General features: G+C 67.2%; 9 protein-coding genes and 1 pseudogene. 8 read left to right on the top strand and 2 right to left on the bottom strand.

All coding sequences use genetic code 11. The features are described 5' to 3' along the window. Positions 1-14 precede the first annotated feature (14 nt). Positions 15-1,727, bottom strand: coding sequence for a xanthine dehydrogenase small subunit (locus ACDELDRAFT_RS13785; RefSeq protein WP_005797723.1), 1,713 nt, complete (start codon positions 1,725-1,727; stop codon positions 15-17). A 99-nt stretch (positions 1,728-1,826) separates the two neighbouring features. On the opposite strand from ACDELDRAFT_RS13785, the pseudogene ACDELDRAFT_RS13780 reads away from it, so the two are divergent. From ACDELDRAFT_RS13780 to ACDELDRAFT_RS13750, 7 genes and pseudogenes are all read left to right on the top strand, one after another. Beyond that, positions 1,827-2,760: pseudogene (locus tag ACDELDRAFT_RS13780) on the top strand (LysR family transcriptional regulator). Positions 2,761-2,841: 81 nt separating this feature from the next. Next, complete coding sequence (locus ACDELDRAFT_RS13775) at positions 2,842-4,458, top strand: ABC transporter ATP-binding protein (RefSeq protein WP_005797721.1); 1,617 nt, start codon at positions 2,842-2,844, stop codon at positions 4,456-4,458. Beyond that, the gene (locus tag ACDELDRAFT_RS13770; protein ID WP_005797720.1) at positions 4,445-5,527 is read left to right on the top strand and encodes an ABC transporter permease; all 1,083 of its coding nucleotides are present in this window, start codon (positions 4,445-4,447) and stop codon (positions 5,525-5,527) included. Before ACDELDRAFT_RS13775 ends, ACDELDRAFT_RS13770 begins: the two co-directional genes overlap by 14 nt. After that, a complete protein-coding gene (locus tag ACDELDRAFT_RS13765) occupies positions 5,527-6,447 on the top strand; it encodes an ABC transporter permease (RefSeq protein WP_005797719.1) in 921 nt (306 codons plus the stop codon). The genes ACDELDRAFT_RS13770 and ACDELDRAFT_RS13765 overlap by 1 nt, the downstream gene beginning before the upstream one ends. 287 nt (positions 6,448-6,734) lie before the next feature. Continuing rightward, on the top strand, positions 6,735-7,901 hold the full coding sequence (locus ACDELDRAFT_RS13760; RefSeq protein WP_005797718.1) for a BMP family ABC transporter substrate-binding protein: 1,167 nt from the start codon (positions 6,735-6,737) through the stop codon (positions 7,899-7,901). A gap of 108 nt (positions 7,902-8,009) precedes the next feature. Continuing rightward, positions 8,010-8,990, top strand: coding sequence for an aromatic ring-hydroxylating dioxygenase subunit alpha (locus ACDELDRAFT_RS13755; protein WP_005797717.1), 981 nt, complete (start codon positions 8,010-8,012; stop codon positions 8,988-8,990). Next, a complete protein-coding gene (locus tag ACDELDRAFT_RS13750) occupies positions 8,990-10,039 on the top strand; it encodes an adenosine deaminase (RefSeq protein WP_005797716.1) in 1,050 nt (349 codons plus the stop codon). The genes ACDELDRAFT_RS13755 and ACDELDRAFT_RS13750 overlap by 1 nt, the downstream gene beginning before the upstream one ends. Before the next feature lie 60 nt (positions 10,040-10,099). Here the strand turns inward: ACDELDRAFT_RS13750 and ACDELDRAFT_RS13745 are convergent, their stop codons facing one another. Next, on the bottom strand, positions 10,100-10,543 hold the full coding sequence (locus ACDELDRAFT_RS13745; RefSeq protein ID WP_005797715.1) for an HIT family protein: 444 nt from the start codon (positions 10,541-10,543) through the stop codon (positions 10,100-10,102). 157 nt (positions 10,544-10,700) lie between these two features. Here ACDELDRAFT_RS13745 and ACDELDRAFT_RS13740 point away from each other — a divergent pair, with 157 nt between their 5' ends. Continuing rightward, a complete protein-coding gene (locus tag ACDELDRAFT_RS13740) occupies positions 10,701-11,804 on the top strand; it encodes a BMP family ABC transporter substrate-binding protein (RefSeq protein ID WP_005797714.1) in 1,104 nt (367 codons plus the stop codon). Positions 11,805-12,078: the final 274 nt, after the last annotated feature.

Below are 12,078 nucleotides of genomic sequence, written 5' to 3'. Positions count from 1 at the left end.
TGGGTCACGCTGGTTCATGCCAGGGCCTCCAGGCGGAAGTGTTCCACGCTCACGGCCTCTTCGCCCTGGCTCTCCAGCCAGAAACGCTGCAGCAGCCCCGTGAGCACTGTGCGGCGGTAAGTGCTGCTGGCGCGCATGTCGCTGAGTGGGGTGAATTCGGCCTGCAGTGCCTGCGCAGCCAGTGCGACGGTCGCGGCGTTCCAGGGTTGGCCCGCCAGTGCGGCTTCGGTGCGGCGCGCGCGCGCCGGGGTGGGTGCCACGCCGCCTGCGCCAATGCTGGCGCGGCGCACGGTGTTGTCCTCGATGTCCAGATGGATGGCCAGGCAGACGGCGGAGATGTCGTCGTCAAAGCGTTTCGAGACCTTGTAGGCGCGCAGCGCCTCGCTCACGCCGGGCCGGGGCACCACGATGCGCACCAGCAGCTCGTCGGGCGCCATCACGTTCTGGCGGTAGCCGGTGTACAGGTCTTCCAGCGCCATGGCGCGCTCGCCACGCACGCTGGCCAGCACCACCTGGGCGCGCAAGGCGATCAGCAGCGGCATCGAGTCGCCGATGGGCGAGCCGTTGGCCACGTTGCCGCCCAGGGTGCCCGCATTGCGCACCGGCAGGCCGGCGAACCGCGCGGCAAAGCCCCGCAACTGCGGCCATTGCTGCACCAGGGCGTCGAAGGCCTCGGTCAGCGTGGCGGCCGCGCCTATGGTGATGTGGTGCGCGCTGTGCTGCAGCTGGCGCAGCTCGGCCGCGCGGGTGACGTCGATCACCTGGGCATATTGCCGGTGCAGCTTGGTGATCCACAGCCCCACATCGGTGCAGCCTGCCACGATCTGGGCCGTGGGGTGCGCGGCGCGGGCAGCCAGCAGGGCGGGCAGGGTGGTCGGTGCCATATAGGCCAAAGAGCCTTCCAGCGCTTGCTGGTTGTGCGCCATAAGCTCTAATTTATGTAGCAATTCGGCCTCGTCCACGGCCACGGGGGGCAGCGTGCCCATCCGTTGGGCGGCGTCCAGAATGGGGCGGTAGCCCGTGCACCGGCAGAGGTTGCCCGAGAGTTCCTGCTGTGCAAGTTCGCGGGTGATGGGCTGGCCGGGGCCCGCGCACGGCGTGGAGCCCAAGCCCGTGCCCTGCGGTTGCTGGCAGGGCTGCGCGCTGCCCGCCTGTGCGAGCGAGGGCACGACGTGGTTCTGGTACATGCCGAACAGGCTCATCACAAAGCCGGGCGTGCAAAAGCCGCATTGCGAGCCGTGGCACTGCACCATCGCCTCCTGCGCCGGGTGCAAACCTGCTGCGCGAACGGGGGGCGTCGTGGCGCCGGAAGGGGATGCGGGTCCCTCTCCTCCCCGCCCGTCGGAATCCTCATGGGCCTGTGTGTCCATTCCGGTTCCTGCACTCCGTGCGCCTTCCCCGCTGTCCGCCCGCGACGGTTGGTGGGCCGAAGCCACCGGCTGGATCAGCGGGTCTTCAGCCAGGTCTTCCACGGTCCACAGGGCCATGCCGTCAACGGAATGCGCCAGCCGGATGCAGCTGTTCACGGCGCTGTAGTGCACCTTGCCGCCGCGCGCCTCGCCCAGCACCACGGTGCAGGCGCCGCAATCGCCTTCGCCGCAGCCTTCCTTGGTGCCCGTGCATGCGAGGTCTTCGCGCAGCACCTGCAGCAGCGTGCGGTCGGGTGGTACATTGGCCAGCGCCACCGGCTGGCCGCGGCGCAGGAATTGCAGGGGTCGGGTTGTCATGTCAGAGGCCACTTCGATTGCGATCGGTTCTTCAGAGGGTAGGGCGGCTTCAGGCCCCCGGCATAAGCACTAGCTTATGACATCAATGCACGCACCGCTATGAGAGACCAAGCCCTTTTCGACAAGATAGACCTCCATCTCATAAGGGTCTTGCACACCGTGTTGACTGAACGCAGCGTATCGAGGGCCGCCGTGCGCCTGGGCATGCACCAGCCGGCCGTGTCGGCGGCACTCCGGCGGCTGCGCGACCTCTCGGGCGACCCGGCTGCTCGTGCGCTCGGGCGCCAGCATGATGCCCACCGACGCCGCGCTGCGCATGGTGGAGCCGGCCGGTGCCATCCTGCGCTCGGCCGAGGCGCTGTTCTCCGATGCGCGCGGTTTCGACCCGCGCACCGCCACCCGCACCTTCCGCGTGGCCGCCAGCGATTACCTCGATCCGCTGTTCCTGCCCCAGCTGGTGGCGCGCATCAAGGTCGAGGCGCCCCTGTGCCCCATCGAGATCCTGCCCCTGTCGGCCGACGCGCACTACCACGCCCACCTGGCGCAGGGCGAGGTGGACGTGGTGATCGGCAACTGGCCCCAGCCGCCCGAGGACCTGCACATGGGCCGCCTGTTTGGCGATGAGGTGGTCTGCCTGGTGGGCCAGGACCACCCCGCCGTGCGGCGCGGCTGGGACGTGGACGGCTGGCTGGCCGCCGAGCACATCGCTCCCACCCCCACCCACCCGGGGGCGCGGGGCGTGATCGACGCCCACCTCGACAGCCTGGGCATGGCACGCAACATCACGGCCCGCTGCGCGCATTTCAGCCTTATTCCCAACATCGTGGCATCGAGCTTGCTTGTGCTCACCACCGGCCGCCAGTTCTGCGAACGCTACACGGCGCAGCTGCCCGTGGCGGTTCTGCCGTGCCCGGTGCCGTTTCCGCGTTTGATGTACTACCAGCTCTGGCATGCGCGCACGCACCATTCGGCAGCGGCGGGGTGGCTGCGCGACTGCGTGAAGGCCGTGGCATCGTCGCTACGAAAAGAATAGCTGCTAAGGTATGTGGAACAAGCGCATGAGTCGGGTTTGAACCCAATAACAATTCGTAAAAACTGAGAGACAATCCTCCGCATGAGTTCCACCCCCTTCTCCCACCCGCCGGGCCTGCCGGGCGCAGTGCCGCCGCGGCTGCAGCTGGCGGGCATCACCAAGCGCTACCCCGCCGTCGTGGCCAACAGCGGTGTCTCGCTGGCCGTGCAGCCGGGCGAGATCCACGCCGTGCTGGGCGAAAACGGCGCGGGCAAGTCCACGCTGATGAAGATCATCTACGGCTCGGTCAAGCCCGACGAAGGCAGCGTGCACTTCAACGGCCAGCCCGTGCAGGTGCGCAACCCGCAAGAGGCGCGGGCCCTGGGCATTGCCATGGTGTTCCAGCATTTCAGCCTGTTCGACACCCTCACGGTGGCCGAGAACGTGTGGCTGGGCCTGGACCGGCGCCATGCCCTGGCCGAGGTGACGCAGCGCATTACCGCCAAGGCGTCGGAATACGGCCTCGACATCGACCCGCTGCGCCCCGTGCACACCCTGAGCGTGGGCGAGATGCAGCGTGTGGAAATCATCCGCGCGCTGCTCACCGACCCCCAGCTGCTCATCCTTGACGAGCCCACCTCGGTGCTCACGCCCCAGGCGGTCGAAAAGCTTTTCGTCGTGCTGCGCAAGCTGGCCAGCGAGGGCTGCAGCATTCTCTATATCAGCCACAAGCTGCACGAGATCCGTGCGCTGTGCACCGCCTGCACCGTGCTGCGCGGCGGCAAGGTCACGGGCGTTTGCAACCCGGCGGAAGAGTCGAACGCCTCGCTCTCGCGCATGATGATCGGGGCCGAGCCCCCGGCATTGCAGCACCGCGCCGTGCAGGCCGGTGCCACGGTGCTGCGCGTGGACGGGCTTTCGCTGCCGCGGGCCGACCAGTTTGGCGTGGACCTGATCGACCTGCAGTTCGAGGTGCGGGCGGGCGAGGTGGTGGGCATTGCCGGCGTGTCGGGCAACGGCCAGAAAGAGTTGCTTTATGCCCTGTCGGGCGAGGATGCACGCGCCGAGCCGGCCAGCATCCAGGTGGCTGGGCAGAACGCGGGCCGCATGGGCCCGGCCCAGCGGCGCGCACTGGGCCTGCATTTCGTGCCCGAGGAACGCCTGGGGCGCGGCGCCGTGCCCACCATGGGCCTGGCGCACAACCTGCTGCTCACGCGCACCGATGCCGTGGCAGGCAGTGGCTGGATCCGCGTGGGCGCGCTGCAGGCCCATGCGCGGGCGATCATCGAGCGCTTCAACGTGAAAGCCGGCGGCCCCGACTCGGCGGCCAAGTCGCTGTCGGGGGGCAACCTGCAGAAATTCATCGTTGGGCGCGAGATCGACGCCAACCCGAAACTGCTTATCGTCTCGCAGCCCACCTGGGGCGTGGACGTGGGCGCGGCCGCGCAGATCCGCGGCGAAATATTGGCGCTGCGCGACGCCGGCTGTGCCGTGCTGGTCGTGAGCGAGGAGCTGGACGAATTGTTTGAAATCTGTGACCGCCTGCATGTGGTGGCCAAGGGCCATCTCTCGCCGTCGGTGCCCCGCGCCGAAGCCACGGTGGAGCGCATCGGCGAGTGGATGAGCGGCCTGTGGCATGCCGACGTGCAGGCCCACCTGGCGCGCAACCGTGAACAGCTCGCGCAGCTGACCCAGGAGGCGCAGCATGCTCAAGCTTGAACCCCGCCCGCAGGCATCGCGCTGGTGGAGCTATGGCTCGCCGCTGCTGGCGCTGGCCTTCACGGTGCTGATCGGCATCGCGCTGTTTGCCGCGCTGGGCAAGGACCCTGTGCGGGGCCTGCAGGTGTTCTTTTGGGAGCCGGTGCGGTCGCCCTACGCCCTGGGCGAACTCATGGTCAAGGCCACGCCGCTGCTGCTGATCGCGCTGGGGCTGGCCGTGTGCTTTCGCTCCAATGTCTGGAACATCGGCGCCGAGGGGCAGTTTGTCATCGGCGCAGTGGTGGCCGGTGGCGTGGCCCTGCTGGCCGACAAGTCCACCGGGCCGTGGATCGTTCCGGCGGTGCTGCTGGCGGGCGTGGTGGGCGGCATGGCGTGGGGCGGGCTGACGGCCCTGCTGCGCGACCGGTTCAATGCCAACGAAATCCTGGTCAGCCTGATGCTGGTGTATGTGGCCACGCTGGTGCTGGGCTACCTGGTCTACGGGCCCTGGAAGGACCCCATGGGCTACAACTTTCCGCAGACCAAGACCTTCGAGAAGGTCACGCAGATCCCGCGGCTGATGCAGGGGTCGCGCATGAACATCGGGCTGCTGCTGGCGCTGGCCGGCGCCGGCGCATTGTGGGTGTTCCTGTTCCGCACCCGGGCGGGCTTTGCCCAGCAGGTGGGGGGGCTGGCACCGGCGGCGGCGCGCTATGCCGGTTTTTCTTCGCGCCGTGCGCTGTGGACGGCATTGCTGGTTTCGGGGGGCGCCGCCGGCCTGGCGGGCGCGCTGGAGGTGGCGGGCCCCATCGGGCAGCTCACGCCCTACGTGCCGGCGGGCTACGGCTTCGCGGCCATCATCGTGGCTTTCGTGGGTCGGCTGCACCCTGTGGGCATGGTGTTCTCGGCCATCCTCATGAGCATGTTCTACATCGGTGGTGAGTTGGCGCAGTCGCGCCTGGGCCTGCCCAAATCGCTCACCGGTGTGTTCCAGGGGCTGCTGCTGTTCACGCTGCTGGCCTGCGACACGCTGATTGCCTACCGCGTGCGCTGGGTCGGCTCCTCCAACATCGCCATGGGAGGCAAGTGATGGAAGCCTATGCACTCCTGATCGGTGCCACGCTCAGCGCGGGCACTGTGCTGGCCATTGCGGCCCTGGGCCTGCTCATCAACGAAAAGGCCGGCATCGTCAACCTGGGCGCCGAAGGCATGATGCTGTGCGCCGCCATTGCGGGGTTCGCCACGGTGGTGCACACCGGCAACACGTGGCTGGGCTTTGCGGCCGGTATGGCGGCGGGGGCCTTTCTGGCCGCCATCTTTGGCGTGCTGGTGATCTGGCTCAACACCAACCAGTACGCCACGGGGCTGGCACTCAGCCTTTTTGGCGTGGGATTTTCGGCGTTTGCGGGCATCAGCTACGTGCAGGCCAAGCTGCCCGAGCTGCCCCAGTACGCCGTGCCGGTACTGGGCGATGTTCCGCTGGTGGGGCCTGCCCTGTTCCGCCAGCATCCGCTGGTGTACCTCACGATGGCGCTGGCGGCGGCCCTGATCTGGTTTCTGTACCGCTCGCGCGCCGGACTGGTGCTGCGCTCGGTGGGTGAATCGCCCGAATCGGCGCATGCGCTGGGGTATCCCGTGCGCCGCATCCGGCTGGCCGCCGTGATGGCGGGCGGCGCCCTGTGCGGTCTCGCAGGTGCCTACATTTCCACCGTGTACACACCGCTGTGGGTGGAAGGCATGGTGGCCGGGCGGGGCTGGATTGCGCTGGCGCTGACGACCTTCGCCACCTGGCGCCCGGCACGCGTATTGCTTGGTGCCTACCTGTTTGGCGGCGTGACCATGCTCCAGTTCCATTTGCAAGCCACTGGCGTGCAGGTGGCCAGCCAGTTGCTGAGCATGCTGCCTTACGTGGCCACTATCGTGGTGCTGGCGCTTATCTCCCGCAACCCTGCGTGGATACGGGTGAACATGCCGGCATCGTTGGGCAAACCGTTCTATCCCGGCTCATGACAACCTGCTTGACTGTCGATGCACTGCGTATTGCTGTCCGCCCTCTGGCGCGGTGGCTTGCGGTGGTGCCCGGCCGCGTGGCAGCCCTTGGCGCCGCGCAGGGCCGTGACTGGCTTCTGGCGCGAGCCAGCAGGGCACCTGCGGGGTGCACTGGTGGTTGGGGTTTTCCCGATGGTGCATGGCGCGCAACACTGCATTCCGACCGCACGGCTGCGCGGTGCCCCGGCCCATAATCTTCGTTTTTTCGCCCCAACTGTTGCAACCCTCTTTCATCACAAGGAAACGACATGACTGATCTTCACAAACGCTCTCTGCTCAAGGTGGCAGCGCTGTCCGCCGTGGCTGCCGCCGCGCTGGTGGGCTGTGGCAAGAAGGAAGAACCCGCACCGGCCCCCGCGCCTGCGCCGGCTCCTGCCGCTGAAGCGCCCGCACCCAAGGCCGAGCCGCTGAAGATCGCATTCGCCTACGTCGGCCCCGTGGGTGACGGCGGCTGGTCGTACGCCCACGACAACGGCCGCAAGGCCCTGGAAAAGGAATTCGGCGACAAAGTCGTGACCAGCTTTGTCGAAAGCGTGCCCGAATCGGCCGATGCCGAGCGCGTGCTGCGCGACATGGCCGGCCAGGGCAACAAGCTGATCTTCGGCACCACCTTTGGCTACATGGAATCCATGCTCAAGGTCGCGGCCGACAACCCGGGTGTCAAGTTCGAGCATGCCACCGGCTACAAGACCGCCGAGAACATGCGCACCTATGACAGCCGCACCTACGAAGGCGCGTACATGGCCGGCGTGATCGCTGGTGCCATGACCAAGTCCAACACGCTGGGCGTGGTGGGCTCGGTGCCGATTCCTGAAGTGATCCGCAACATCAACAGCTTCACGCTGGGCGCGCAGTCGGTCAATCCCAAGATCAAGACCAAGGTGGTGTGGGTGAACGAATGGTTCAGCCCGCCCAAGGAAACCGAAGCCGCCACCAGCCTGATCAACGGTGGCGCCGACGTGCTGTTCCAGAACACCGATTCGCCCGCCGTGCTGAAGACGGCGCAAGAAAAGGGCAAGCGCGCCTTCGGCTGGGATTCCGACATGACCGCCTACGGTCCCAAGGCCCACCTGGCATCCGCCGTCATCAACTGGGGCCCGTACTACATCAAGGCCACCAAGGACGCGCTGGAAGGCTCCTGGGCTACGGGCCAGAGCTGGTGGGGCGTGAAGGAAGGCGCGATCGACATCGTGTCCATTGCCGAAGATGTGCCCGCTGAAACCAAAGCCAAGGTGGAAGCCGTGAAGGCCGGCCTGAAGGACGGCAGCTTCGCCATCTGGAAGGGCCCGATCCTGGGCCAGGACGGCAAGCCCGTGCTCGAAAAAGACGTGGTGGCCGACGACAAGTTCCTGGGTGGAATCAACTTCTACGTCAAGGGCGTGGAGGGCAAGATTCCTGGGGGCGACAAGAAGTAAGCCATCCAACGGCAGGCCTGTCGGGCCTGTTGCGAAAGAAAGGGCCGCCGGTGGTGGCCCTTTTTCGTTGTCATGGGTGTAAGGCCCGTTGTTTCGGAGGATTGGTCGATGGTGGAATCAACGATGTGGCATCCAGTGGCCCTGGCGGTGGACGTGGCGCAAACCCCATTGGCCGCGCAGTTGCTGGAGCAGGCACTGGTGCTGTGGCGCGACGCATCGGGTGCGGTGCAGGCGCTGGCCGACCAGTGTCCGCATCGGGGCGCGCGCTTGTCGCTGGGGCGCGTGACGGCGGACGGGCGGCTGGAGTGCCCCTACCACGGCTGGCAGTTTGCAGGGGGCGGGCAATGCATGCATGTGCCGGCGCTGCCCTCGTTTGCTCCCCCCGCCACGCACTGTGCACGGCATTTCGCGGCCCGCGAAGCCCATGGCCTGGTGTGGGTGCGCATGGCGCCGGGCGATGGTGCCGTGCCCACGTTCGCGGCGGAAGACGACGCGCGCTTGCGCAAACTCAACTGCGGCCCTTATGACGTGGAGGCCAGCGCGCCTCGCATCATCGAGAACTTTCTGGACATGTCGCATTTCGGTTTTGTGCACGAAGGCTGGCTGGGCAGCCGCGATGCCGCGTCCATCGACGATTACCGCGTCGAGTCCACGGCCACCGGGCTGCTGGCCACCGGCTGCAAGGCCTGGCAGCCGCAGTCCAACCTGCACTCCACCGCTGCGGCCCAGGTGGAATACACCTACGAGGTCACGGCGCCTTACGCGGCGGTGCTGACCAAGGTGCCCGAGGCTGGCACCACGGCCGTGGACGGCTGGCGCGAGTCCATTGCGCTGTTCATCTGCCCCATCACGCCCGTGCGCAGCCGGGTGTGGTTTCGCCTGGCGGTGGCCGATTTCGATTCCCCAGATCACAAGCTGCAGGCGTTCCAGCACACCATCTTCACGCAGGACCAGCCCGTGCTGGAGTCGCAGATGCCCCAGCGCCTGCCGCTCGATCTGCGCGCGGAGTTGCATACCGCCGCCGACAAGGCATCATCGGCCTATCGCCGTTTTCTGCGCCAGAGCGGCATCACCTTTGGAGTTTGCTGATGTTCAAAGTACCTCCCATTCCTGCCGATCGGCTGCCCGCGCTGCTGCGCGCCATGCCCAAGGCCGAACTGCACATCCACATCGAAGGCTCACTTGAGCCCGAGCTGATCTTCACCCTGGCACGGCGCAACGACCTGACGCTGCCTTATGCCAGCGTGGATGAACTGCGCAGCGCCTATGCCTTCACCAACCTGCAGAGTTTTCTCGACATCTACTACGCGGGGGCCAGCGTCTTGCTGCACGAGCAGGACTTTTACGACATGGCACGCGCCTACCTTGCGCGCGCTGCGATGGACAACGTGGCGCACACCGAAATCTTCTTCGACCCCCAGACCCACACCGCCCACGGCGTGGCGATCGAGACCGTGATCAACGGCCTGCACCGGGCCTGTGAGGACGCGCGGGCCGAGCTGGGCATCAGCGCCACGCTGATTCTTTGCTTTCTGCGCCACCTCAGCGAAGCCTCGGCGTTCGAGACGCTGGAGCAGGCGCTGCCCCTCATCGACAAGATCGTGGGCGTGGGCCTGGACAGCAGCGAACTGGGCCACCCCCCGGAGAAGTTCGCACGCGTCTTTGCCCGCTGCCGCGACCTGGGCCTGCACCTGGTGGCCCATGCGGGCGAAGAGGGGCCGCCAGCCTATATCTGGAGTGCACTCGATGTGCTCAAGGTCGAGCGCATCGACCATGGCGTGCAGGCCGTGCACGATGCGGCGTTGATGAAGCGCCTGGCGCAGGACCGCATTGCCCTCACCGTGTGCCCGCTATCCAACCAGAAGCTGCGCGTGTTTCCCAACCTGGCCGACCACAACCTGGGGCGGCTGCTGGAGGCCGGCCTCGCGGCCACCGTGAACTCGGATGATCCGGCCTACTTCGGCGGCTACATCAACGACAACTTCACCCAGGTGTTCGCCGCCACGGGGCTGACCGCGCGCAATGCCTACCAGCTGGCGTTCAACAGCTTCGAGGCCAGTTTTGCGAGCAACGCCGACAAGCGCGTGTGGGAGCACCGGCTGAAGGAAACCTTCGAACGCTTCGTCGAGTACGACTGAGGGGCAGGGCGGCACCCAGCCGCTGGCGCCGCTGTTCCCGCCCGGCTGTGCGCCGGGCCTTCAGGCGGCGAGGGCGTCGCGCAGCCTTGCGGCATGGCCCCGGAGCACATCGGTGGGCGGGTTCTTGCGCGGCCACGACAGTGCGATGCCATCGTGTGCGTGGCGCGGCACCACATGCATGTGGAAATGGAAGACGGTCTGGTCGCCCTCGCGCCCATTGGCCTGCAGCAGGGTGAGTCCGGGCGGGTGAAACGCCGCCTGCACGGCGTGGGCAACGCGCCGCGCCGTGTGCATGACGGCGGCGGCTTCTTCATCGGTGATGTCCAGCACGGTGGCGGCATGGCGCCGCGTGGCCACCAGCACGTGGCCGGGGTTGACCTGGCCGATGTCCATGAAGGCGATGGTGAGCGCATCTTCATGGACCATGGCGGCGGGAACATCGCCCGCCGCCAGGCGACAGAACACGCACTGGCCTGCGGGTGAATCATCTACGAACTGGGGCATGCACGGCACTCCGGCAGGATGGAAGCGCCATGGTAAGCCACGTCCTGCGGTCCGCCGGGCGGGCCGTGCAGGCTGGCCGGGTAAAATGTGAACGCAAAGGCTGCTGTCCCGGCGGCCTTTGTCGTTTTTCATTCTCGGGTCCATGTAGAGGAACACCATGTACAAAAACCTCGCTGTCACGCTCGTGGCCGCCTGTTTTTTCTCCCCCGTTTTTTCACAGACCGCTGCTGCGCCCAAGGCCGCGCCCGCCCAGGCCGTGAAGGCCGGCTTCGTCTATGTCTCGCCCATCACCGAGGCCGGCTGGACGCGGCAGCACGACGAGGGCCGCAAGGCCGTTGAGGCGGCGCTGGGCGCGGGCGTGAAAACCACCTTCGTCGAGAACGTGGCCGAAGGGGCCGATGCCGAACGCGTGATCCGCGATCTGGCGGCCACGGGGCACCAGATCATCTTCACGCCCAGCTTCGGCTACATGGAGCCCACGCTCAAGGTGGCGCAAGATTTTCCTGGCGTGAAGTTCGAGTCCATCACCGGCTACAAGCAGGCGCCCAATGTGGCCACGGCCAATGCGCGCTACTACGAGGGGCGCTATCTCGCCGGCATTGCGGCGGGCCGCATGAGCAAGACAGGCGTGGCCGGCTATGTGGCGGGCTTTCCCATCCCCGAGGTGCTGCAGGGCATCAACGCCTTCACGCTGGGCATGCGCTCGGTCAACCCCCAGGCCATTGTCAAGGTGGTGTGGCTCAACGTGTGGTTCGATCCGCCCAAGGAGCGCGATGCGGCGATGGTGTTGTTCAACCAGGACGTGGACGTGATCGCGTTCCACACCGGTTCCACGGCCGTGATGGCGGCTGCGCAGGAGCGCGGCAAGATGGCTGTGGCCTACCACTCCGACATGCGCCAGACCGGGCCCGATGCGCAGATCGTGGCCGTCACCCACCAATGGGGGGCCTACTACACCGGGCGCGTGCGTGCCGTGCAGAACGGTACCTGGAAGAGCGGCAACGTGTGGGGCGGCGTGCGCGAAGGCATGATCCGCGTGGGCGACTTTGGCCGCCGGGTGCCCGCCGCTGTGCAGCAAGAGGTGCTGGCCGCGCAAAAGGCGGTGGGGGCAGGCCGGCTGCACCCTTTCCGGGCGGGCAAGACCGCCGTGCGCGACAACGAAGGCCATGAGGTGATTCCTGCCGGGCAGACGCTGGCCGACGCGCAGATCCTGCAGATGAACTGGCTGGTCGAGGGCGTGCAAGGCAAGCTGCAGCGCTGACGGGTGGCGCTGGATGGCGCGGCAATGACAGCGATTCGCCCTGCAGGGTGGGTGCCGGGTGCGCCAGGTTCTGCCGCCGGGCGCGGCGCCGGATGCCCACTATGCGCAGGGGCGTATGGTTGCGGCGGCGGCTGCCGCTAAGCTCGGGGCCATGCCTGTATTCCGTTCCGCCCTTTTGCGCTTTGCCGACGACGGCACGGCCTTGTATGAAGAAGATGGCCTGCTGGCCGTGGGCCCCGACGCGCAGGGGCGCCAGCGGGTGCTGGCCGCGGGG

This window comes from Acidovorax delafieldii 2AN (genome assembly GCF_000175235.1).
GTDB classification, from domain to species: Bacteria; Pseudomonadota; Gammaproteobacteria; order Burkholderiales; family Burkholderiaceae_C; genus Acidovorax; species Acidovorax delafieldii_B.
This window is presented reverse-complemented; position numbering and strand designations above follow the sequence as displayed.

Bases quoted from the DNA above. Each gene is read 5' to 3' on its own strand.
- ACDELDRAFT_RS13785 (WP_005797723.1), bottom strand. From the start codon at position 1,727: ATGACAACCCGACCCCTGCAATTCCTGCGCCGCGGCCAGCCGGTGGCG.
- ACDELDRAFT_RS13775 (WP_005797721.1), top strand. From the start codon at position 2,842: ATGAGTTCCACCCCCTTCTCCCACCCGCCGGGCCTGCCGGGCGCAGTG.
- ACDELDRAFT_RS13770 (WP_005797720.1), top strand. From the start codon at position 4,445: ATGCTCAAGCTTGAACCCCGCCCGCAGGCATCGCGCTGGTGGAGCTAT.
- ACDELDRAFT_RS13765 (WP_005797719.1), top strand. From the start codon at position 5,527: ATGGAAGCCTATGCACTCCTGATCGGTGCCACGCTCAGCGCGGGCACT.
- ACDELDRAFT_RS13760 (WP_005797718.1), top strand. From the start codon at position 6,735: ATGACTGATCTTCACAAACGCTCTCTGCTCAAGGTGGCAGCGCTGTCC.
- ACDELDRAFT_RS13755 (WP_005797717.1), top strand. From the start codon at position 8,010: ATGGTGGAATCAACGATGTGGCATCCAGTGGCCCTGGCGGTGGACGTG.
- ACDELDRAFT_RS13750 (WP_005797716.1), top strand. From the start codon at position 8,990: ATGTTCAAAGTACCTCCCATTCCTGCCGATCGGCTGCCCGCGCTGCTG.
- ACDELDRAFT_RS13745 (WP_005797715.1), bottom strand. From the start codon at position 10,543: ATGCCCCAGTTCGTAGATGATTCACCCGCAGGCCAGTGCGTGTTCTGT.
- ACDELDRAFT_RS13740 (WP_005797714.1), top strand. From the start codon at position 10,701: ATGTACAAAAACCTCGCTGTCACGCTCGTGGCCGCCTGTTTTTTCTCC.